The sequence below is a fragment of the Metabacillus bambusae genome, assembly GCF_017497975.1.
In the GTDB taxonomy this organism is placed as follows: domain Bacteria; phylum Bacillota; class Bacilli; order Bacillales; family Bacillaceae; genus Metabacillus; species Metabacillus bambusae.
In genome coordinates, this window is record NZ_JAGDEL010000006.1 from 213,312 (window position 1) to 235,534 (window position 22,223).

22 protein-coding genes are annotated in these 22,223 nt (G+C 34.1%); 6 read left to right on the forward strand and 16 right to left on the reverse strand.

Annotated features, from left to right (window positions below; translation table 11 throughout):
• Nucleotides 1-90 precede the first annotated feature (90 nt).
• The 6 genes from odhB to cdaS form a co-directional block, all read right to left on the reverse strand.
• Entirely contained in the window at nucleotides 91-1,344 is a 1,254-nt protein-coding gene (gene odhB / locus I7822_RS10930) for a 2-oxoglutarate dehydrogenase complex dihydrolipoyllysine-residue succinyltransferase (RefSeq protein ID WP_207977909.1), read from the reverse strand.
• Between the two features lie 101 nt (nucleotides 1,345-1,445).
• A complete protein-coding gene (sucA, locus tag I7822_RS10935; RefSeq protein WP_207977911.1) occupies nucleotides 1,446-4,307 on the reverse strand; it encodes a 2-oxoglutarate dehydrogenase E1 component in 2,862 nt (953 codons plus the stop codon).
• Between the two features lie 446 nt (nucleotides 4,308-4,753).
• Nucleotides 4,754-6,673, reverse strand: coding sequence for a vWA domain-containing protein (locus I7822_RS10940; RefSeq protein ID WP_207977913.1), 1,920 nt, complete (start codon nucleotides 6,671-6,673; stop codon nucleotides 4,754-4,756).
• Between the two features lie 10 nt (nucleotides 6,674-6,683).
• On the reverse strand, nucleotides 6,684-7,571 hold the full coding sequence (locus I7822_RS10945; protein WP_207977915.1) for an AAA family ATPase: 888 nt from the start codon (nucleotides 7,569-7,571) through the stop codon (nucleotides 6,684-6,686).
• A 224-nt stretch (nucleotides 7,572-7,795) separates the two neighbouring features.
• Entirely contained in the window at nucleotides 7,796-8,848 is a 1,053-nt protein-coding gene (locus I7822_RS10950; RefSeq protein WP_207977917.1) for a C40 family peptidase, read from the reverse strand.
• Between the two features lie 345 nt (nucleotides 8,849-9,193).
• Entirely contained in the window at nucleotides 9,194-9,817 is a 624-nt protein-coding gene (gene cdaS / locus I7822_RS10955; RefSeq protein WP_207977924.1) for a sporulation-specific diadenylate cyclase CdaS, read from the reverse strand.
• 298 nt (nucleotides 9,818-10,115) lie between these two features.
• Between cdaS and I7822_RS10960 the strand changes: the two genes are divergently transcribed.
• Nucleotides 10,116-11,489: an MATE family efflux transporter gene (locus tag I7822_RS10960; RefSeq protein ID WP_207977926.1), complete on the forward strand. Its 1,374-nt coding sequence runs from the start codon at nucleotides 10,116-10,118 to the stop codon at nucleotides 11,487-11,489.
• 52 nt (nucleotides 11,490-11,541) lie between these two features.
• On the opposite strand, the gene bshB2 is transcribed toward I7822_RS10960, so the two are convergent.
• From bshB2 to rarD, 4 genes are read right to left on the reverse strand one after another with little or no spacing between them, the layout of a single operon-like run.
• A complete protein-coding gene (gene bshB2 / locus I7822_RS10965) occupies nucleotides 11,542-12,207 on the reverse strand; it encodes a bacillithiol biosynthesis deacetylase BshB2 (protein ID WP_207977928.1) in 666 nt (221 codons plus the stop codon).
• Between the two features lie 56 nt (nucleotides 12,208-12,263).
• Complete coding sequence (locus I7822_RS10970) at nucleotides 12,264-12,614, reverse strand: YojF family protein (RefSeq protein ID WP_207977930.1); 351 nt, start codon at nucleotides 12,612-12,614, stop codon at nucleotides 12,264-12,266.
• Between the two features lie 21 nt (nucleotides 12,615-12,635).
• Nucleotides 12,636-12,899, reverse strand: coding sequence for a protein YoyC (yoyC, locus tag I7822_RS10975; RefSeq protein WP_207977932.1), 264 nt, complete (start codon nucleotides 12,897-12,899; stop codon nucleotides 12,636-12,638).
• Between the two features lie 27 nt (nucleotides 12,900-12,926).
• Nucleotides 12,927-13,868 (reverse strand): EamA family transporter RarD, encoded by a 942-nt coding sequence (gene rarD, locus I7822_RS10980; RefSeq protein ID WP_207977934.1) that lies wholly within the window; start codon nucleotides 13,866-13,868, stop codon nucleotides 12,927-12,929.
• A 143-nt stretch (nucleotides 13,869-14,011) separates the two neighbouring features.
• Here rarD and I7822_RS10985 point away from each other — a divergent pair, with 143 nt between their 5' ends.
• On the forward strand, nucleotides 14,012-14,473 hold the full coding sequence (locus tag I7822_RS10985) for an Hsp20/alpha crystallin family protein (protein WP_207977936.1): 462 nt from the start codon (nucleotides 14,012-14,014) through the stop codon (nucleotides 14,471-14,473).
• A gap of 243 nt (nucleotides 14,474-14,716) precedes the next feature.
• Here the strand turns inward: I7822_RS10985 and I7822_RS10990 are convergent, their stop codons facing one another.
• The 3 genes from I7822_RS10990 to I7822_RS11000 form a co-directional block, all read right to left on the reverse strand.
• Nucleotides 14,717-14,935 (reverse strand): hypothetical protein, encoded by a 219-nt coding sequence (locus I7822_RS10990; RefSeq protein ID WP_243459409.1) that lies wholly within the window; start codon nucleotides 14,933-14,935, stop codon nucleotides 14,717-14,719.
• 131 nt (nucleotides 14,936-15,066) lie between these two features.
• Nucleotides 15,067-15,807, reverse strand: a complete 741-nt coding sequence (locus I7822_RS10995; RefSeq protein WP_207977938.1) for an SDR family oxidoreductase — start codon at nucleotides 15,805-15,807, stop codon at nucleotides 15,067-15,069.
• A 4-nt stretch (nucleotides 15,808-15,811) separates the two neighbouring features.
• Nucleotides 15,812-16,135, reverse strand: a complete 324-nt coding sequence (locus I7822_RS11000) for a winged helix-turn-helix transcriptional regulator (protein ID WP_207977940.1) — start codon at nucleotides 16,133-16,135, stop codon at nucleotides 15,812-15,814.
• A 144-nt stretch (nucleotides 16,136-16,279) separates the two neighbouring features.
• On the opposite strand from I7822_RS11000, the gene I7822_RS11005 reads away from it, so the two are divergent.
• Entirely contained in the window at nucleotides 16,280-16,906 is a 627-nt protein-coding gene (locus I7822_RS11005) for a nitroreductase family protein (protein WP_207977942.1), read from the forward strand.
• A 166-nt stretch (nucleotides 16,907-17,072) separates the two neighbouring features.
• On the opposite strand, the gene I7822_RS11010 is transcribed toward I7822_RS11005, so the two are convergent.
• Nucleotides 17,073-18,461 (reverse strand): S41 family peptidase, encoded by a 1,389-nt coding sequence (locus I7822_RS11010; RefSeq protein WP_207977948.1) that lies wholly within the window; start codon nucleotides 18,459-18,461, stop codon nucleotides 17,073-17,075.
• Nucleotides 18,462-18,988: 527 nt separating this feature from the next.
• Here I7822_RS11010 and I7822_RS11015 point away from each other — a divergent pair.
• From I7822_RS11015 to I7822_RS11025, 3 genes are all read left to right on the forward strand, one after another.
• Nucleotides 18,989-19,261, forward strand: a complete 273-nt coding sequence (locus I7822_RS11015) for a hypothetical protein (protein WP_207977950.1) — start codon at nucleotides 18,989-18,991, stop codon at nucleotides 19,259-19,261.
• A gap of 58 nt (nucleotides 19,262-19,319) precedes the next feature.
• The gene (locus I7822_RS11020; RefSeq protein WP_207977952.1) at nucleotides 19,320-20,036 is read left to right on the forward strand and encodes a class I SAM-dependent methyltransferase; all 717 of its coding nucleotides are present in this window, start codon (nucleotides 19,320-19,322) and stop codon (nucleotides 20,034-20,036) included.
• A 95-nt stretch (nucleotides 20,037-20,131) separates the two neighbouring features.
• Nucleotides 20,132-20,386, forward strand: a complete 255-nt coding sequence (locus I7822_RS11025) for a hypothetical protein (protein ID WP_207977954.1) — start codon at nucleotides 20,132-20,134, stop codon at nucleotides 20,384-20,386.
• 123 nt (nucleotides 20,387-20,509) lie between these two features.
• Here the strand turns inward: I7822_RS11025 and I7822_RS11030 are convergent, their stop codons facing one another.
• Both I7822_RS11030 and I7822_RS11035 read right to left on the reverse strand, forming a co-directional pair.
• Nucleotides 20,510-21,022, reverse strand: a complete 513-nt coding sequence (locus I7822_RS11030; protein WP_207977956.1) for a mismatch-specific DNA-glycosylase — start codon at nucleotides 21,020-21,022, stop codon at nucleotides 20,510-20,512.
• 12 nt (nucleotides 21,023-21,034) lie between these two features.
• Complete coding sequence (locus I7822_RS11035) at nucleotides 21,035-21,871, reverse strand: M15 family metallopeptidase (protein WP_279381945.1); 837 nt, start codon at nucleotides 21,869-21,871, stop codon at nucleotides 21,035-21,037.
• Between the last annotated feature and the right edge of the window lie 352 nt (nucleotides 21,872-22,223).

Sequence of the window (22,223 nt, forward strand, 5' to 3'; positions counted from 1 at the left end):
TTCCCATAAGAGTGGGAAAAAATAATTGTTCCTATCAAACTTCAAAAAAAAAAAACAGAATGATGAAATTCATCATTCTGTTTAACCTGGTTATCCTTCTAATAATAAAGATTCTGGATCTTCAAGAAGCGCTTTAACAGTAGCTAAGAAACTTACTGCTTCTTTACCATCAACAATACGATGATCGTAAGATAGCGCAATATACATCATCGGACGATTTTCCATTTTTTCAGCGTCTATCGCAACTGGACGAAGCTGAATTTTATGCATACCGAGAATTCCAACCTGTGGTCCATTTAAAATTGGTGTCGATAATAAAGAACCGAAGACCCCACCATTTGTAATGGTAAATGTTCCACCTTGTAAATCACTCAGACCTAATTTATTGTCACGAGCTTTTGTCGCAAGGTTTAATATCTCTCCCTCAATACCAGCAAAGTTTAAACGATCAGCATCACGAACTACTGGTACAACTAAACCTTCTGGTGCTGAAACAGCAATACCGATATCATAAAACTTTTTCATTACAATCTCATTACCTTGAATCTCTGCATTTAATAATGGATATTGTTTTAATGCAGCCACAACTGCTTTTGTAAAGAAAGACATAAATCCTAAACGGACATCATGTTGTTCGAAAAATTTGTCTTTACGACGTTTACGAACCTCCATTACATTTGTCATATCAACTTCATTAAACGTTGTCAGCATTGCAGCTGTTTGCTGAACTTCTACTAAACGATTAGCAATCGTCTGTCTACGTCTTGACATTTTAATACGTTCAATAGGTTTACCTGGTTGTTCTTGCTGTACAGCCACAGATGCTTTAGGCGCAGGTTTCACTTGATCAGCTTGAACCTGTTTCACAGGAGCTTGAACAGAATGTGCTTCAACATCTTGTTTACGAACACGTCCTAGTGGATCAGCTACTTGAACCTGTTGTAAATCAATGCCCCGCTCACGTGCTAGTTTTCTTGCAGCAGGTGAAGCAATCGTTCGTTGTTTATGATCAGCTTCTGCAACATCATTTTGTGGACTCACTGGTTCTTCAGTTTTTGGTTCTACTTTTTCAGCATTAGTTTGCTCTGGTGCAGACGTTGAAGCTTGTCCTTTTTCGTCAATGACACCAATAGTTTCCCCAACCTGTACAGTATCACCGGACTCTTTATGTGTTTCTTTTAAAACACCGGAAAATTCTGCTGTTAATTCAACATTAACTTTATCTGTTTCTACCTCTAAAAGGTATTCACCTTTTTCAACTAAATCACCAGGTTGCTTAAGCCATTGTGCTATTGTTCCTTCAGTAATAGATTCTGCTAGTTCTGGTACCTTAATCTCAGCCATGTTGGTTCCCCCTTGAGCACTTGCAACTTACTTTTAATAGCTGTCCATTCAAGCTACTATCAAAAAGAATAGCTAGCTGGATAATTGCAAGTGATTCCTATTTATTTAGATTTTACAAATGATTGGTCTAATACTTTTTGAGTCAATGCTTCAGTTACAATTCTTTCTTGATCCTTTTTATGAATATTTGGATCTCCTTCAGCAGGACTTTGTCTTCTTCTTCTACCAATATATCGTACTGGAACTCCCTCAGGTGCAATATCACGTAATCTAGGATCAATAAACAACCAAGCACCCATATTTTGTGGTTCTTCTTGAACCCAAACTATTTCTTCAAGAGATGTCATTTGCTCAATAATAGATGAAATTATCTTTTTAGGGAAAGGATAAAGTTCTTCTACTCTTAAGATGTGTACCCAATCTGTATTGACTTCTATAGTGTTTAACTTATCTGCTAAATCAATTGATACTTTTCCACTACATAATACAAGTCTTTTCACTTTTTCTGGAGAATGGCCTAGACCTGGTTGTTCAACTACAGGCATAAACTCTCCTTCGCTTAGCTCAATGATATCAGAAACTGATTGTTGTTTACGTAATAAGCTTTTTGGAGTCATAATGACTAATGGGCGAACTTCCTCGCGTTTCAACAAATCTGCTTGACGACGTAAAATATGGAAATATTGAGCTGCACTTGTTAAATTTGCAACTTGCCAGCTATCTTCTGCTGCCAATTGTAAGTAGCGCTCTAAACGTGCACTTGAATGTTCAGGACCTTGTCCTTCAAATCCATGAGGTAAAAGCATTACTAAACCAGACTTTTGACCCCATTTCGCTCGACCTGCTGCTATGAACTGATCAAAAAATACTTGGGCAGCATTTGCGAAATCACCAAATTGTGCTTCCCATAAAACTAATGTTTCAGGTGCGAACACATTATATCCATATTCAAATCCCAGTACAGAACCTTCAGATAATGGACTATTGTGAACTGCAAATGATGCTTTTGCATCTTTTAAACGGTGAAGCGGTGAGTAAGTTTCTCCATTTTCAGTGTCGTGAATAACAATATGTCTGTGCGCAAATGTACCACGTTGTGAATCCTGTCCTGTTAAGCGGATTGGTGTACCATCTTCTAAAATGGACGCAAAGGCCAATGCTTCTCCTAAAGACCAATCTACTTTTCCTTTTTCAGAAAGTTCTTTTGCTCTTTTCTCTAAAATTCTTTGCAGCTTAGGAAATACTTTAAAGTTTTCCGGCCAGTTCACAATCTCTTCATTTAATTTTAGTAAATTAGCTTTATCTACTGCAGTTTTTAAATCCGGCAATCCACTATTCACAAATTCAGGAAGCTTTATTTCGTGAGCCTGTGCTACATTTTTATCAGGTACTTTTTGAAAAGCCTTCTCAAGAGTTGTTTCAACTTCTTCGATTATCTTTTTAATATCTTCAGACTTTAAAACGCCTTCATTTTCTAATTTATTACCATATAATTCACGGACTGTTGGATGTTTACGTACCTTTTCATATAACTTAGGCTGAGTCATTGATGGTTCATCCATTTCGTTATGTCCAAATCTTCTATAGCCGATTAAATCGATTAAGAAATCGCTTTTAAACTTATTTCTGTATTCCATTGCAATCAGTACAGCAGCTAGACACGCTTCTGGATCATCTGCATTTACGTGGACAATCGGAATTTCATAACCTTTTGCTAAATCACTAGCATATTTTGTTGAACGAGAATCACGGCTTTCTGTTGTAAATCCGATCATATTATTGGCAATGATATGTATCGTCCCACCAGTTTGGTAACCTGTTAACTTATTTAAGTTAAGTGTTTCAGCAACGATTCCTTCTCCAGGGAATGCAGCATCTCCATGAATTAAGATGGCCATTGCATCACTAACATTTAGCTTCGGATAGCCCTTTTCAGAACGATCCTCTTGAGCTGATCGTGTATAGCCTTCAACAATTGGATCAATAAATTCTAAGTGACTTGGATTGTTTGCTAATGTTACTTTCGCTCGAACTGTATTTTCATCTTTAATTTGTTTATTTGCTCCTAAATGATACTTAACATCACCGCTCCAACCATAATTAATGCCTATTGAACCTTCAGAAGGTACTAATTCTTTATTCGGTGCATGTTGAAATTCAGAAAAAATAATTTCATACGGCTTGCCAAGTACATGTGCTAATACATTTAAGCGACCACGATGGGCCATACCAATGTTTATTGTATCTGTTCCAACTTGTACAGCACTAGAAATCAATTCATCAAGAATTGGTACAAGCATGTCCAACCCTTCAATTGAAAAACGCTTTTGTCCAACAAAAGTGCGATGGAGGTATTGTTCAAAACCTTCAACCTCTGTTAATCGTTTTAAAATTGAAGTGCGTTTTTCATTAGATAAATCCTTGAAAATACTTCCGGATTCAACCATTTTTACTAGCCAAGTTTTTTCTTCATAATTGTGTACATGGCTGAATTCAAATGCGATTGAACTCTTATATACCTCTTTTAAGTATCTATATGCTTCTAGCCCATTTGTTACATGTGCTGGAGCATCCTTGCATAAAAGATGAGCAGGTATTTCCTTTAAATCCTCTTCTGTTAAATCATATTCTTCAAGAAGAAGAAATTCATTTTTTTCACTACAATCCTCAAATGGATAAATAGCTGCATTTAAGTGTCCATGTCTGCGAATATTTGTTACTAGATTGACTGCTTCTGCAATTTTGGTCATTTTATCAGCACTAAGGTGTTCGTTATCAGCTGATATTGTCATTTGATTAGTCTGTATAGAAGGAGAGCCCCAGTTATCAAAGATTTCCTTTAATTCTATATCAATAGAGTTAGGATCAACTTTATATTGATCATATTGCTCCATGACATAGCCGAGGTTTGGACCATGGAAGTCTTCCCAAGGGAATTTTCTCTTCAGTGTACCTTCTGACATCTAACATTACCCCCAACTATTCGTAAATGATCAGAAATTAATTTCTGATTCGTAGGAAAGTTAAATATTATCCTACAATATTATTTAGTGTTACAAGTATAGTAGTATGATATTGAAACGCTTCCAAACACTATTTTACCATTGCTATCTCCACATTCCAAGCGAAGTTAATGAAAAATATCAAAAAAATTTCATATTTTTTTGTTAATTGTTAAAAAGCACACAGTAATTGATCGAAATGTTTGAATTCCCCTACTGATTACTTGTTTTCCATGATACTATCATACAACAAATCCTGGGTGAAAAAGGTTAATTTTTATTTTTTTACAGTATTTTTATCAACTTTTTTTTAAAACAAATAGAGCAAGTGTATTTATTGATGGAAGGGTTGTTTTAGCATTAATAAAAGACCTCTAGTTTCTTTACTAATAGCTAGAGGCCTAAAGTTAAATGGTCTTTAAAAGTAATCTTTTCAATAACGGAAATAGTTGCTCTGGAAGCTCTTCTATTTTATCAACAAAGATACTATATTTTCCATATATATTCTGAATCGTCTTTTTTGTGGTTTCGTCAATTTCTCCACGTGATAAAAATACGTTCATTACTTCTATTCCCAGTTTTCTTGCCTCTAAAACTGCTTCATGTGTGTCAATAATACCATTTCTCTCATATCCCATTGCAGCAGGTTCACCATCTGAAAATACGAGAAGAAACTTTTGTTTTTCATTTCGCATCGTTAATTGCTTTGTCATATGTCTTATAGCGTAACCATCACGGTTATCCTCTTCCGGTGATAGCTGCATGATCTCAGGACCGGATTGTTGCTTTAGAGAATCTTCAAATGTTATTACGGTGTGGAAATGATTTGGTTGACGTGTTTTTGAAGCTTCATTTGTATCTTCCCAGAATCCAACGATTTGATGTGGTACTCTCACCGATTTTAATGTTTCATGAAAAAGTGTGATTCCTAATTTCGTTTGTTCCATTTTATTAAACATGGATGCAGAACAATCGACTAAGAGTGTAAAAACTGCATCAATTTGCTGCGATTTTTCTTGTTTTTTATAAAATAACTTCGGATTTTCATCAGTAAGAAGTCTTAATAGTTTTTTATTTAACCTACCGATATGAAGATCAGTTCTAGGTAGAGTTCTTTTATGCTCCAATGTTTTCTGAATCATTAGCTTTAGCTTATTCTGAAATAAAAGAATGTCATTGCGATCTTTTTTATATTGATCTATTTCGTTTAGTAAAGGTTGTTTAGCTTCAATAAATACAGGAACTGCAAATTTATTTTCTTTACCATAAACAAGGTCACCTGCCATGGAACGATCTTCACTTTTATTTTCCAATGCTTCTAATTTTGAATAATCGTTCTTTTTCGCTTTTTTTGACGTGCCTTGAACCATCGCAAGTGCTTGATCACCATCATCACCTTCACGGACAATACCATCTCCATTTATTGTCGTGTTTGTCCCTTGCTCTAAATCAAATTGTAAAAAGCTTTTCGTAGGTTTGCTAGTTTCACTATGCCAAGTTGGTAACTTGTCTCCATGTACATCTTCATCACCTTTTTTGGCTTCCTCCAGAGAGTCTTTATTTTTCAATTTAGATTTACGTTTTAACTCATCAAAAAGACTATTTGTTTGATAGGACCCATAAGGTAAATCAGCTAAATAGAAATAGGTATTTAGCATATCTTTTTCAAGCATTTCTTCTAAAACATCCATTATGTCTAAGACAATTTGGATAACCGCTTTTGTTGTATTTACTTCATAAACTTGAAAGATTTTAGATTCAATAAATGGAAGAGCACGATCCACACTTTCTGATAATAATGGCATTTGTTCTAATGGAGATTGTGCTGTTAATCGTAAATAAAGAGTATTAAAGAGAGCATCTGTCAAAATACTACGTTCTTGATGAATGGTTAGCTGACTTTGAAAATATTTTCGATATAAAGTTCTTCTTACCTCAAAAGCTCGTTTTGTACCTGGTCGTTCTTTTTTACATAATTCCTCAAGGCGTATATCTTCTAATAACATACATAATTGTTTCGCAAAGCCTTCAAGCTTTAATAGCTTCGTTTTCTCGATAAATAATCCGATTTCTTGAAAGTTTGTATGATAAAAATTACCAATACATCTTAGATAAATATCACTTTTCAATGCTGGAACAGTTTCGTTTTTTTCACGATGATCCCAAAAATGGCTAACATATATTTTCCCCTGTGTGGGATCTATATAAGATTGTACACTATAGTCAACCTCAATATCACTCAGTTTCGTAAGTGCCTTTGCAAGGTCAGATAATTCCATAAATAAAAAGGAATCAACTTGTTGATCGTTAAACTTAATAAATCTCAATGTAATAACCTCACTCGAATAAAGTCTCTGCTAGATTACGAATGGCCGCTTTTTCCCTTTCATCCTCTAGCTTATCAACTATTCCTCTTTCAATCGCGCGAAGTGGTGGTAAAAATCCTGCTAAATCACAGGTGTCTATTAATGCACGAATTGAAGCTGCTTCCTCTGATACTTGCCCATTATGTACAAGTGCAAGCAAATCTGCTGAAAGCTTCGTAAAAGTATTTAATAATTTCTGATCAGTAAGTCTTGATTGGCTTTGCAAGACATTATTTAATTCTTGACCTTGAATATAAGGTACATCGATTACGACAAAACGATTTTTCAGCGCCTCATTTAAAGGTACTGTCCCGACATACCCTTCATTTATTGCTGCAATCACACCAAAATATTTATCTGCTTTAATAACTTCACCAGTAAATGGATTTGTGATCATTCTTCGATAATCAAGCACTCCATTTAATATAGGTAATGTTTCAGGTTTTGCCATATTTATTTCATCAATATATAATAAATGTCCACTTTTCATTGCTTTTACAACAGGACCAGACACAAATTTAATCGTTGTGGATCCATTTTGATTTTCAATTGTTTTAAATCCTAAAAGTGCTTCCGCATCCATATCAATTGAACAGTTTATACTGTGCATTGGTTGTTGAAATAAATTAGACAATGTTTCTGCAAGCTTTGTCTTACCAGATCCTGTTGGACCTTTTAATAAAACATTTTTCCCTAATGCCAGTGCAATCATTGCATCTATTAAAATCGAATCATCTGATGGAGTAAACCCGCCTTGCCCCACTAATAAAGCTTCTTCATCCTTAATTGGGCATTGTGAACGATTTTGTATAAGTGTTTTTATTTCTTCAGGTAAATTAAAAGATTGTAAATTATCCATATTCAAATTGTCCTTCTTTCTAACTTATCTATCTCTTTTTATTAACATAACAAAGATGAGTATACTAGAAACGAGTGTTTGTTACAAAGGAAACGAATAGAAGAATGTCGTTAACTAAATAGTGAAAAATGCCAGCTGTAGATTTTTATTTTTAGGCAGTATTAACATATAAAAAAAAGAACCTATCAATTAGGCTCTTTTTTAAATAGATAACTAACTAATTTTTAGAAACGTTTAGCACCTAAATAGCGTTGCTTCCAATACGAATTATCTAAGTTGGATATTGTAACACCTGAACTACTAGCATGAATAAATTCATTATTTCCTAAATAAATTCCCATATGTGAGGGACCTGCTTTATAGGTTGTAAAATAGACAAAATCACCTTTTGAAGGTGTACTAATTGACTTCATCATATCCCAATATCCCGCTGTGCTTAAACGAGAAACAGATGTAACTTTATTTAGGACATAGTAAATGAATCCACTGCAATCAAAACCAGAAGGTGTATTCCCAGCCCATCTATACGGAGTACCCATTAAGGCTTTAGCTTCACTAATCATTTTATCAACTTTACTTGAATTGGTTGAAGTTTCCGGAGCAACTGTTTTATCCTCAGCAGGTGTATTTACTGCCCCTGTCAGCTTTAAAACTTGCCCGATTCTTATCTGGTCTGATGTTAGATTATTAGCAACCTTAATCTCTGCGATAGTTAGGTTATTCTTATTGGCGATTTTCCATAAAGAATCACCAGATTTTACTGTGTATGAACTAGTTGTACCTGTTTGAGTAGGCTGCTTAACAGGTTCTTCTGTTTGACTATTTCCTGTTGATTGTGTAGTCGATTTATTTACGATAAGATTTTGCCCTACGTAAATCATATCACTTTTTAGACCATTGAGCGTTTTCAATTCAGCTACTGATGTACCATACGACCTAGCTAAATCCCATAAAGAATCTCCAGATTTCACCTTATGTGTTTTAGTAGAAGTTTCCGGTGTTGTTGATGTTTTTGGTGTTGTTTCAGATTTAGCTGGTGTTCCAGAAGACGGATTATTAGTTGTACCTGGAATTTCTAGAACTTGTCCTACCCTTAAGAAATCCGACTTTAGTCCATTCAGACTCATTAATGTATTAACAGACGTGTTATATTTATGAGATATCTCCCATAGAGTATCCCCGCTTTCCACCTTCACATTGTCTGCTGCGGCAATTGTAGTAAATAGGGACGATCCTACTACAGCTGTTGCTGTCAATCCAATCAGTTTTTGTTTCATTCCAAATAGTACCTCCTAGGCTTGTATACAAACTTAGTTTAATAGATTAGTAGACGAAAAACTACAAAATTATTAGAAAAATGGTATAAATAGATAAAAATAGGTAAAATGAAACAAATTTCTCATTTTTATCATACATAAACGAAGAGTTGCTGACAATGAAAACTTCACAAAAATCCATTGATTAAATAAATGCAAATAGGAGGCTAATTAAAAATCGACAGCCTCCTTTTTGATATGTAAATGTTTCTTATGATCTTATATCGTTAAAATTTATAAAGGTTTTAATTTTCTCCCCAAAAAAGCAATCCAATTCCAATGTTAATAAAACTGATTTTGATTTAACTAGTGAATACTATCCTTAGTCGTACTTATTGGATAAAGTGTACCGTCCAAGGCAAAAGACATTCTTCCTGTTTCCTCTGAGACCACTAATACAAGAGCATCTAACATTTCTGAAAGTCCAATTGCAGCTCGATGTCTTGTACCAACTTTTTCATTACCAAAGTTTTGTGTAGTTAATGGCAAAACATTCGCAGCTGAAACGATATAGTCCCCTTTTATATGAAGCGCTCCATCATGTAAAGGATTGCCCGGAAAGAATATACTTTCAATCAATCTGTTCGATAGATTTGCATTTAATTTAATCCCCCCTTGTAGTAGGCTATCCACTGGATTATTACGTTCAACTATCATTAGAGCTCCATGGCGTCGCTCAGATAAATTTTGAATAGCTTTTGCGATGTCAATGTATTTTTTTGTAAAGTCTGCTATATAGGTCTTTAAGTAAAAAAAAGAAGCAGAAGACTGAATTTCATTAAACTGTTCTTTAATATGTGCAAGTTCGCATAATAAGCAATAGTCCTTGTCCTCTATCGAAGATCTCATCATTTCTGCTTCTTTAATAATTTGTTCTAAATGAAAAGCTATATGATTTTTAATATTTGTAACTGTATTGTAGCCTTCCATAATATCCGCCCCTTCCTTTGTTTTAGTTTTATTATTATGCAGGATAATTATCATTTTATTTTCCGATGTATCTTTTCCAATTTTTTCATCATACTATTAATGGGAGGTTTTGCCATTGATTACACATAAAATACTACAATATACCTTTAGTATCCTTGGAGTTCTTTCATTAGGCTTCTTTTATTATCAAATGTTTAAAGGTGAATCTAGAAAATCAGACAATCAACCAAAATAAGGTTTCTTTTGTTTTTTTCATGTTATAATTCTCTAGTCAACAAGCAGAAACGAGGATATTTATATGAAGAAAACAGTTACAAAACGAGAAAAGATCATTCAATTATCAAGTATTTTATTTCCCATTCTCATTACACAATTAGGGTTGTATTCGATGAACTTTTTCGATACAACAATGTCAGGAAAAGTTCATCCTACTGACTTAGCAGGGGTTGCAATTGGTTCAAGTCTTTGGGTGCCAGTTTATACCGGATTAAGTGGAATCTTACTCTCCATAACACCAATTGTTGCTCATTTAGTTGGAGCAAAAAAAAATAAAGAAGTACCAAATATGATTATCCAAGGTTTATATTTAAGTGTGATACTTTCAATAATTATTGTCATTGTTGGTTATTTTTCCTTAGATCCAATTTTAACCAACATGGGGTTAGAGCAAGAAGTCCGCCATATTGCAAAGGGTTATTTAATTGCCTTATCTTTTGGCATTTTACCTTTGTTTATTTACGCTGTTTTAAGATGTTTTATCGATGCACTAGGGTTTACTAGAGTGACAATGTTTATTACTTTGACCTCTCTACCAATTAATTTTGCGTTTAATTATTTATTCATTTTTGGAAAATTCGGAGCTCCTAAACTTGGGGGAATCGGTGCAGGTATTGCCTCAGCTATTACGTATTGGTGTATTACTGCCATAGCGTTAGTCATTATTATGAAGCAGTCTCCTTTTAAAGAGTATTACGTATTTAAAAAATTTTATAAGGCTTCTTTTAAGGCATGGAATGAGATATTAAAAATAGGGGTTCCTATCGGATTATCCATTTTTTTTGAAACGAGTATTTTTGCCGCTGTTACACTATTAATGAGCCAATATAATACGATTACGATCGCTTCCCATCAAGCAGCGATAAACTTCGCCTCCTTTCTTTATATGCTACCATTAAGTATTTCTATGGCCTTAACAATCATTGTCGGCCATGAAGTTGGTGCAAAACGTTTAAAGGATGCAAAGCAATATAGTTATATAGGAATCGGATTGGCTATCTTTCTCTCAGCTTTATCTGCAGCGTGCATCTATTTCTTCCGTCCTGAGGTTGCATCTATTTATACTTCAGACGCAGCTGTGTTAAAACTAACTCAGGACTTTCTAATTTATGCGATATTTTTTCAACTTTCAGATGCAATCGCTGCTCCTATTCAAGGAGTTTTAAGAGGATATAAGGATGTCAATATTACTTTTATGATGGCTCTTGTCTCCTATTGGGTTATAGGATTACCTGTTGGCTATCTGTTAGCAACCTATACAACATTAGATGCATTTGGATTTTGGATCGGGTTAATTTCTGGGCTCGCTGCAGGTGCCATTGGACTGTCAATTCGACTTCATATCATTCAGAGGAAAAATGAGATTGCCTTATATCGAAAAAAGCTAATTCAGTGAATTAGCTTTTTTGTATTAAGTATGATTTATTATTGAGTAAATCCCATTTTTATTATTCTTCCCATTTGTAAGTATAGTACGTTTCTTGCTCAAACCAATGCTTAGCTTCTGGATCATTATTTAATAGCTTTTCTTCCATCTGCTTTAACATCCCTTCAGTTTGTGAACGGTGAGCCCTAAGTGCTTGTAATTTTATATCCGCTACATCTGTAATATTAATCGTAATATCTGGTTCACCAATTTTTTCAAAGCGATTATTTGAAAAAGCCAGACAATAGGTTACAGGACGTTTTTCAATCGGTCGACGTTTTAATGCACGAATAACAGCAGCACCGCATGCATCATGATCGGGGTGGACTGCAAACCCTGGATAAAACGTAACAATAAGTGTCGGCTCAACGCTATCAATTATTTCCTCCATCATATCAGCTAACTCTTCGTCATCTTCAAATTCAAGTGTTTTATCACGGAGTCCAAGCATCCTTAAATCTTGTACATCCATCGCCCTACAAGCATCCTCTAACTCTTTCTTTCTGATAATTGGCAGAGATTCACGATTCGCAAAGAGAGGGTTTCCCATATTTCTTCCCATTTCACCTAAGGTACCACAAGCATATGTAACCGGAACACCAGCTTTTCTTTTTTGTGCAATTAGTCCTGCAACACCAAATGACTCATCATCAGGGTGCGGTAAAATTACTAAAACATGTTCTCTCATCTTCAATCTCCTCTTTAGTCATTTATTTAAACGATTAAACTTTTAATTAGATTGTGTCAGTATTGGAAAGGTTTTTCACTTATTTGTAAAGCAATAGCTAATTGTCCTTCTGAGTTGTGACCAGCCATTAACAATTGATTTTCATCATTATAAACCCAATCTGTTAATCCCTCTGCATAAACCCATCCTTCATCCATTTTTAATCCGACACGATAAGGACCATTTCCAGTAATTTTCGCTTGACGATACGTTACTTTTGTATTTCGGATAAATGCAACCACAGTCATGTTTGATTCGTTTTTATGAGCAGAGTATGCTCCTGTTGTCGTTTCTAAATGAATATAAACTGTTTTGTTTAGAAATTGTTCTAAGTATGCTTGTACAGCTTGTTTTGTTATTGGCTTCATTTTTATAACTCCCCTATAATTTTATTTCTTAAGAGTTTCGAGTACGTTAATATGTGAATCAATCAATTTTATCTTGTAATCATCATTTAATGTAGAAGCGACAATTCTTTTGACAGATATGTGAAACTTCTCATAAGGGCTTTTCCTAAGTCTTGGATGTGTCATTTCATCCTTAAGTTCCTTTTCAATTGAAGCTTTTAAAGTTTGAGTCTCATCAATTTCAATAGGTAGCTCTCGGTTTATCCATAATTGTCGATACGCATCCAATAATTCTTTTGCATCCATCTTCTATCCCTCAATTTCTTCTAATCTTTACATACCAATTGTATTTTTTCTTGATCGTTTTACTTCAACTTTTTTAAAGTATTTTGAATTAGATAATGTAAAAAGTATTAACGCACTCCAAATGAACGTAAATGTAATCACTTCGATCGTTGTAAACGGTTCTTTATATACGACAATTCCGATAACTAACGTTATGGTTGGTGCTATATATTGGAGCACTCCAACCATAAATAATGGGATGCGTTGTGCACCACTTGCAAAAAGCAATAATGGTAAAGCTGTTGCGACACCTGCTCCTACCAATAATAAATTTGTTGGTAGATCAAAAGCTAAAAATTCTGATTTCCCTTGACTAGCTATCATCCATAAATAGTACACTGCTATCGGAGTCACAACCATCGTCTCAAACGTTAAGCCAATTGTTGAACTGAATTTTGTCAGCTTTTTCGTCAACCCATACAATCCAAAGCTTAATGCTAAAGTAATCGCTACCCATGGAATTTGTCCATAATGAATTGTCATGATCAACACACCAATCGCCGCAACACCAAAGGACATCTTTTGCCATAAATTTAACTTCTCTTTAAAAAAGATCATTCCTAAAAGGACACTTATTAATGGATTTATATAATATCCTAAGCTTGCCTCAATCATATGCTCATTATTAACAGACCAAATGTATACAAACCAATTTATGCTTATTAGCAATGATGAGAAAACTAATAAAAGAAATAATTGCGGTTGTTTTATCATCCGCTTACTTGCGACCATTATATTTTTCCATTCTTTATTTAAAGAAAGTAAAATAAGCATAAATAAAAATGACCAGAATATTCTGTGTGCTAATATCTCTTCTGCTGATACATTTTCAATCATTTTCCAATATAAAGGTAATATCCCCCAAAGTAAATATGATCCCGCTGTATAAATAATACCTTGTTTGTATGTATTTCCTGTTGATGTATTCACTTCAATAACCTCACTTCATATGCACTTAACGTTCATTATAAACTTGAAGGTTCATGTCCTACAAGATATAAGCACTGCTAACCGTTTTCTTTTATATTGCATATCATGTTAATAACTATCTTCGTCATTAAGGATGTGAAAAAATGTTTCCTTGGAATAAACAATTTCCATTCGATCAAAAGGGTTTTACTCAACACATCAATAAAATGAATCCAAAGGAAGTTGAGAACTATATACAATCAGTTATGAAAAATGTTTTTGGAGAAGATTTCACTCAAGGCTTCCCTTTTCAAGGTGAACTTACTCAAAATGAAAATAGAGGAAACACTTCAAAAAAAACGATGCCAGAGATTTTTGAAACAAATGATTTTGTATATGTAAAACTACCTGTTTCGGAAGACAATGTTGGAAGAATTAAAATACAGCATACAAACCATCAATTAATTGTTCACAACTATCCGAATCAATCTGACCAAAATAAATATTTGCTTCCATCACCAGTAAAAAGGAAAGGAGCAAAAGCTAGGTTTATTGAAGGTTGCCTGGAAATACAACTTATTCGGTTACACGACCATAGTATTTCAGAAATAGATATATCCTATTAAGACCGTAATTTAACCCACTTAAAGATACCCCAATTACACTTGGACACTAATTGATATGATCTTCCTACTCTTGAATTGAAAGTAAGTTGTAAGTTGTTGTATCAGTAACAATTCATTTTAAATCAAAAAAACTACCTACTTTGCAGGTAGTTTTTTTGATATGAAGGAAATCCTTTGTTCAATCCCTAATGGAAGTAATGGTGCTCTTAGTGAAATACAAATTCCCCTTCATATTTGATGTTGTTAATATGGGTAACCCCCGCCATATGGAGGATAGCCGTAGCCATAACCATATGGATATCCTCCATATGGATATGGTGGGTATCCATATGGTGGTCTCGGTCTAAAAATCGCACTTCCGACTAATCCCCCAAGTAATCCGCCCACAAACGGACCACCAAATAAGAATCTTCCACCAGGGTATGGTCTACGAATATAATTACGCATCATATAAGGTGACATTATTTTTTCCTCCTCTAATATTTACCTACACTAAAAAGTATTCATAGAAGTAAATATTGGAGTGGGCTAATATCTATGTTTTAGGTAATTAGTTTAATTTCTTTGCTAATCATGTACATTTTGTTATCAAATCATTCTTCATATATCATCTTTTTTGTCATTCCACCATCAATAACAAGATTTGTACCTGTTACAAAATCATTTTCATCCATCGTTAAATATAAACATGCCATTGCAACATCTATTGGTTTTCCAACTCTTTTCGAAAAATGTTGCGAATGATCAATCTCTCTTAATAATTGATAATCACCCGTTTCAATCCACCCTGGAGAAATCGCATTGACTTGGATGTTATCTTCTCCAAGTGAAGCTGCCAGAGCATGTGATATTGCCACTATTCCACCCTTTGTAGCTGCATAAGACTCTGAGTTTTTTTCAGACATGATCGCTCTTGTTGAAGCAATATTTATGATCTTCCCACCGTATTGATTTTCTTTCATATATTTAGCAGCTTCTCGTGATGCAAACATCACACTTTTTAAATTTGTTGAGATAACTGAATCCCACTCTTCAACCGTTATGTCATATGGTGAAACCCATTTTGAAATACCAGCATTATTAATAAGAATATCAATAGTATGATAACGTAAGATTGTTTCTTCCATCAGCGATTCAATGTCTGATACTTGTGAGACATCTGCTTTTATATAACTGACGTGTAAGGATTTGGCTTGGTATTCTTTTTCTAATTCTTTACCAGCATCTTCATCAATATCAGCTATAATGACGTTATATCCTTTCAAAGCATATTGAAAAACAATTTCTTTCCCTATTCCTTTTGATCCCCCAGTAACGATAACTGTTTTAGACATACAATCAGTCCTCCTCATCAGGAGTACAATATGTGTTAGCCCAGATTCCGACTTCGTTCATAACACCTTCTAAGTGTCTACCTTTTTTAGTTAATTGATAAATTACTTTCACAGGTGTTTCATCATAAACAATTCTTTCCAAAAGTCCTTCATTTTCCAACTCTTTTAGCCTTTCAGATAACATCTTTTGACTAATACTAGGGATAATCTCTGTCAGATCCTTAAATCTTTTAGGACCATCTAATAAAACATGAATAATAATACCAATCCATCGTTTACCTAAAAGACGAAAGGCAGATTCCATTTTCGGACAAAGATTGATCTTCATAAATATCGCCCCTTGTTTTAATTTCTTGACTCATTTTATCACATCAACTATTATATGTTATGTGAAATAAACTTACAAAAAGTAAGTATATAACTTTTAGTATAAAAGAATTATACAGCAAATTCAACCAAGGAGGCTTTACAAATGAGTACAACAACATACGTTGAAGATTTATTTACAGTTCTTAATAATCGAGCATCTGTACGTCACTACGATCCTAAAGTTAAAATTTCAGAAGCAGAACTATCTGAGATTTTATCCTATTCAACTAAAGCACCATCAGCATGGAACTTGCAGCATTGGCATTTTACTGTTTTTAAAAGCGAGGAATCGAAGCAAAAGTTACTTCCTGTCGCTTATAATCAAAGCCAAATCGTTGAGTCTTCTGCAGTTATCGCGATTTTAGGTGACCTTGAAGCCAATAATAATACTGATTTAGTATATGATCCCTTAGTAGAAGGAGGATATATCACTCCTGAAATTAAAGAAACATTATCAGGTCAAATTAGTCGTGCTTATACTGATAAAGCATTTGCTAGAGATGCAGCATTTTTAAATGCTTCCTTAGCAGCCATGCAATTAATGCTAGCAGCTAAAGCAAAAGGCTATGATACTTGTTCCATTGGTGGCTTCAATAAAGATCAATTTATTAAAGAATTCAACATCTCGGAAAGATTTGTACCGATTATGCTGATTACCATTGGAAAAGCAGTTAAACCAGCCCATCAAAGCAACCGCTTGGATCTCGAACAAGTGTCTACTTGGCTATAATTTATTAAAAAGTAGGAGTTTCTTGAAGGATTTTTCTTATATGACACCTTTATTTTATTGAATATTTCCTTATAAAGAAAGACAACAACAGTAAAAAAGACAGATCCCTTTTTACTTGCACGAATTTATGCAAGTAAAGGATACTGTCTTTATTTCATAAGGTTGGTTACATTTTTTCTTTCAGTACTGAAATCGCCTTTTCAAGCTGTGTATCATTTTCTTTCAATTTACTTTGAATCAGTTCCATAATTTTCATTGTGGTTTCGCCAGTTATTTTCCCATCTACTGTAAGTTTATGTTGCTTTTGAAACTCTTTAACAGCCTTTTCGGTACTATCGTCAAAGTAGCCTTCAACACTAATTTCTTCATAACCTAATGCTTTTAACATTTGTTGAGCTGAATTTACTTCAGTTTTAGAATCGCCTTTTTTAAGAACAATTTCTGGATTAATAAAAGGTAAGTTAGCATAGGCTGGAAGTTCTGCTTTAATTTGTGGTTCAATCCCTTTTTCATGAATCCAAGTACCATCAGGAGTTAGCCATTTTGCTGTTGTATATTTTACTGATGATGTATCTTTAAATGATTCGGCTGATTGAACTGTTCCTTTTCCAAAGGTTTTTTCACCAACTAAAGGAATCCCTGCTGACTGATGTAATGCTGCAGCCATAATTTCTCCAGCACTTGCAGTTCCACCATCAATTAAAACCGTTATTGGTAAGTCGATTGCTGCCTCATTTTCTGATTTATACACTTCTTTAGAGCCATTATTATATTCTACTTGGAGGATATTTTCCCCCTTTGCTACAAATAGTTCTGACATAGCTAAGGCTTGATCCATTAATCCACCTGGGTTTTGGCGTAGATCTATAATTAACCCTTCTACTTTTTTCTCTTGTAAATCTGTTAATGCTTTTGCTAATTCTTCACCTGTAGATTCGGAAAATTTGGTAATTTGAATTTTACCTATATTATCTTCTATAACCTCCGAATAAACTGTTTCTAATGGGATTGTGTCACGGGTAATTGTAAAATTCAACTCGCCTACACCTTCACGTCTGACAACAAGATTAACTTTTGTACCCTTTTCACCTCTAATTTTCATTACCGCTTCATTGACAGAAAGGCCTTCAATTGACTCTTTATCAACTTTTATAATGACATCTTTTGGCTTTAATCCAACTTCTTCAGCAGGTGACCCTTTAATAGGAGAAACAATCAAAATACTACCATTACTTTCTTGAATTTCAGCACCAATTCCTTCAAATGAAGATGAAATATTTTCACTAAAACTCTTTGCTTGTTCAACATCCATATAAACCGAATATGGATCTTCCAGGGATTCAACCATCCCTTTAATTGCCCCTTCCACAAGCTTGTCTGTATCAATATCTTTGTAATAACCCTTTTGTAAAATATCATACGTCGACCTTAACTTTTGGAAAGGGTCTCCATTACCAGCAATACTTACCTCTTTAGGTTTAACAATACTGTATGTAATACCTGCAGTAACAATTGCTGTAACAATAATCCAAATGAACAATCTACTCTTTTTCACTGTAACAATTACACCACCTTTATGTATGTACCTATTATGTCTAAGGTAAATTAAAACGTCAACAATTATGAGGAAAAGGTTCGGTTTTATAATTAAATTAGGCTGACTCGCCAAACTTTGTTGCTATTTACCAAGTAGTACGGTGTGGTTGATTGCAGCGAGAGATGCTTGCTTTCCGCGGGGTGGGCGGTGAGCCTCCTCGGCGTAAACGCCTGCATGAGTCTCACCTGTCCCGCTACTCCCGCAGGAGTCTCGCAATCCGCTCCAATCAACCTGAATTAGTTTTTATTTTAGAAGCAACACTCTCTTAGAAAAGAGCCTTAAATTATGTAAGAAAATATGAAGTCTTTTGAGTTTAGGACTAAATGATTATGTAATAATTCGATCGTTTTAGCTAGAACGATTTTTTCTAGTATTGAATAGTTATAACAGTAATTTATTTTTCATTTCGACAAATTGCCCGATACTTTTTCATTAATTAATTGTAAAGTTTATTACACAAATGTAAATTCAGGAGGTAATGTACCATGCAACTAGCAGAATACATCGGAAAAACTGATTTAGAAATGATTAATTTTTCGCTTTTATTAATAAAAGATATTGATTATAAAATTAAATCAAAAGCATTTTTTTATAAAAATCAAATTTTAAGTTATATAAATGATTGTGTCGATCATTTTTTAAATACTTTACATGTAAAATATTCACTTCAAACGATATACAAAGCTGAAATTCATCAAATGATTACCCCAAAATTAAATAAAATTTATGAGAAGCATTGTATTTTTAGCTGTATCTAAGCACCTGTCCTTTTGTTCCCGCATAGTTTAAGTTTAGGGAACTGAATGGAGGTATTCAATGAATTATTTAAATCTGTTATCGTTATTAGGTATCGGTGGTGCACATCCTGGTGGAATAATGCTAACAAAAAAAATTTTTGAAAGTGAACAATTCCCATTAGATTGCACGATACTTGACGCTGGCTGTGGAACAGGACAAACGACAAGCTATTTGCACCAATTAGGTTATCAAATAACCGGGTTGGACATTGACACACAAATGATTGAACATGCAAAAAATAGAAACCTCAACTTAAATATTGATATACCTTACATGAATGAAGATCTTTCACATACGACTGTTCCTAATGATACGTATGATCTTATTTTATGTGAATCCGTATTAAATTTCACCTCACTTCCACACACTTTACCGGAAATTTCACGGATATTAATACCAGGGGGTATAGTAGTCGCGATTGAGATGATTCGAAATGCCCCACTTACAAAAGAGGAAGAATTAGAGCTTACAGCATTTTATGGATGTGAACACATCTATTCTATAAGTGAATGGAATAATCTATTTACCGAATATGAGCTACCAATTTATAAGCATTTATCACAAATAGATCTTTCATCTGATGATAATAGTGAACCTACCACAGAATTTACTCCAATTAAATCAATACCTGATCGCGCTTTCATGCTTCTTTCTGAACATGAAAGACTAACACTAAAATACGCTAATAAACTTTCTTATTGTGTATTCTTCGCTCGTAAAAAGCTTAACAAATAAAGATTACTCAATTTATCATAGCTAGGTTTAGCGTACAATCTCTTACTGTTCATATCACATAAGATATGTTAATTGAGCGTAAGGGAGGGAAAGTCATGTCACAACACTATTATAATTTATGTTGTCGCTATAACGGGAAGGTTGTTAGGATTAATGATAGAAACGGTCGTGTACATGTAGGGAGAATTTGTAGAGTTACCAATAATAAAGTCTATATCGAGCCTATTGCACAAAGAGGTGGATATGGTCTTGGTTTCTATGGTGGTTACGGGTACGGTTATGGATACCCATATGGGATCGGTTTAGGATTTATTACTGGGATCGCTTTAGCTGGTTTATTTTTCTGGTAAATAGACGCAAAAGCGATTTTTTCATTAACAGTACAACAATAGACTTCAAGAGGAACTAAGATGTTAAGTACTAGCTTTTAGAAAATCCTATACTTCAAAAAGGGAAGGTTTAAAGCCTTCCCTTTACCGCTGACATTGGCAGTAATTAGTTACTTCTTTATAAATGGATATAATGTCATTGATTTTCATCCTAACTAATCCACTTGAGGATGGTGCAACAAAATCAATGACTCCTTCTACAATACTATGCTCCTGTTTTCCCCAGTCTGCCTTTTTTCTTTGACTATATTGAAGATAAACACCTTTCCCTACAAAAAAGGCAATTTTAGGTTTATATTTCTCTATTTTTTTCCTTAGAATAATTCTTCCTATTTTATATTCTTCAGATGTGATTTCATCGGCAGCTCTTGATGGCCGTGAGACAATATTCGTAAATCCAATCCCTTTGTTTAGCAATGTAAAGTCTTCTTCTGGTTTATAGTGTCGATCTGTAATACCTGCTTCATATACTATTTTCCAAAAACGATTATGCTTATTTGCATAATGATGACCTACTTCTCCAGATACAAGACTAGGATTAAATCCAATGAAAAGGATAATCAAATCCTGTTTAATATGATCCATTTTGTCTATCATAACTTATCACCGCTATATTTTTTTCACCTTTTGAAAATACTCTTCTAAAGTGAGACCGTTCTTATAGATTACTGCTGCCTTTTCTTTTCCAACATAACGTAAATGCCAAGGCTCATATTGATATCCAGTAATGGATTCTTTCCCTTTTGGGTAGCGGATAATAAAACCTGCTTTATGTGCATTCTCTTTGACCCATTTGCCCTCTACTGACTCACCAAAGTCCTCAGTTATTTCAAGATTTACACTTCTACTCGTAACATCCATTGCTAAGCCTGTTTGATGTTCACTTTGACCTGGTAGAGCAACTGCTTGTAGAGCCTGTTCTTCACCTTTATCTTCTTTTTCAACATTAAATATTCCTTGCTGTCTTGAATATGACCGAAACCCAGATACCGCTAGTAATTCAATCCCCTCATTTTTAGCTAGGGAAAATAATTCCTCTAAAGCTTTTGCTGCCTCTTTTCTTAAATATCGTTTCGGTATATCCTCTTCGCCAAATGAAAATTCAACGTTTGGAGTAACCAAGTCTGTTGGTTCATATCCCTCTGGTAAAGTATATTCTTTATTTACCATTGAAAGAATATTTGTCGGATTTTCAATTATTTTATTTCCGTCTACCTGTTTTACAACATTAAAAAAGTTTGACTCTAATAAAAAATCTTCGTCAATTTGTTCTTCTTCTGATACAACTAGATTATTTTCTAATTCACTTCTTTGACCAGACTGTTTTATATCCTGCCCCTCATGATTACCACTAAATGGCATCCCTTTTGGAAGTGAGAAGCTTGTGCACGCTGCTAGTGTTACAGTAAGAGACAAAATTATAATCATTTTTACATAATACGACATATTACCACCCTACCCTAAAATCAATAACATTATTTATTTTATCATTAAATAACATTCGAAATAAATGATTATTAGCTCCTACTCTCATCTTTACCTTTATACCTAAAAATTTAAACTGATTCCTTGCTATATCTTATCGACAAATTCCGCAATGCACTAAGTATTTATGGCAGAACAAAAGCGCAAGCGCCTTGATCAGCCTCGGGCAAATAAGATGATTTAGAATAGAAGACGTTCTTTGCCTTCAATTCTAAATTATCTTATGACCTCGAGGGGCTAGGCGCTGGAGCTGGATGCCGTGCGCTTATCCACAGTACAAGAATTTTATAATTTTCTAAGCAAAAAAAAAACG

Coding starts and splice junctions, on each gene's coding strand:
- odhB (WP_207977909.1), bottom strand. CDS start 1,344: ATGGCTGAGATTAAGGTACCAGAACTAGCAGAATCTATTACTGAAGGA.
- sucA (WP_207977911.1), bottom strand. CDS start 4,307: ATGTCAGAAGGTACACTGAAGAGAAAATTCCCTTGGGAAGACTTCCAT.
- I7822_RS10945 (WP_207977915.1), bottom strand. CDS start 7,571: ATGGATAATTTACAATCTTTTAATTTACCTGAAGAAATAAAAACACTT.
- I7822_RS10950 (WP_207977917.1), bottom strand. CDS start 8,848: ATGAAACAAAAACTGATTGGATTGACAGCAACAGCTGTAGTAGGATCG.
- cdaS (WP_207977924.1), bottom strand. CDS start 9,817: ATGGAAGGCTACAATACAGTTACAAATATTAAAAATCATATAGCTTTT.
- I7822_RS10960 (WP_207977926.1), top strand. CDS start 10,116: ATGAAGAAAACAGTTACAAAACGAGAAAAGATCATTCAATTATCAAGT.
- bshB2 (WP_207977928.1), bottom strand. CDS start 12,207: ATGAGAGAACATGTTTTAGTAATTTTACCGCACCCTGATGATGAGTCA.
- I7822_RS10970 (WP_207977930.1), bottom strand. CDS start 12,614: ATGAAGCCAATAACAAAACAAGCTGTACAAGCATACTTAGAACAATTT.
- yoyC (WP_207977932.1), bottom strand. CDS start 12,899: ATGGATGCAAAAGAATTATTGGATGCGTATCGACAATTATGGATAAAC.
- I7822_RS10985 (WP_207977936.1), top strand. CDS start 14,012: ATGTTTCCTTGGAATAAACAATTTCCATTCGATCAAAAGGGTTTTACT.
- I7822_RS10990 (WP_243459409.1), bottom strand. CDS start 14,935: ATGTCACCTTATATGATGCGTAATTATATTCGTAGACCATACCCTGGT.
- I7822_RS10995 (WP_207977938.1), bottom strand. CDS start 15,807: ATGTCTAAAACAGTTATCGTTACTGGGGGATCAAAAGGAATAGGGAAA.
- I7822_RS11000 (WP_207977940.1), bottom strand. CDS start 16,135: ATGAAGATCAATCTTTGTCCGAAAATGGAATCTGCCTTTCGTCTTTTA.
- I7822_RS11005 (WP_207977942.1), top strand. CDS start 16,280: ATGAGTACAACAACATACGTTGAAGATTTATTTACAGTTCTTAATAAT.
- I7822_RS11015 (WP_207977950.1), top strand. CDS start 18,989: ATGCAACTAGCAGAATACATCGGAAAAACTGATTTAGAAATGATTAAT.
- I7822_RS11020 (WP_207977952.1), top strand. CDS start 19,320: ATGAATTATTTAAATCTGTTATCGTTATTAGGTATCGGTGGTGCACAT.
- I7822_RS11025 (WP_207977954.1), top strand. CDS start 20,132: ATGTCACAACACTATTATAATTTATGTTGTCGCTATAACGGGAAGGTT.
- I7822_RS11030 (WP_207977956.1), bottom strand. CDS start 21,022: ATGATAGACAAAATGGATCATATTAAACAGGATTTGATTATCCTTTTC.
- I7822_RS11035 (WP_279381945.1), bottom strand. CDS start 21,871: ATGTCGTATTATGTAAAAATGATTATAATTTTGTCTCTTACTGTAACA.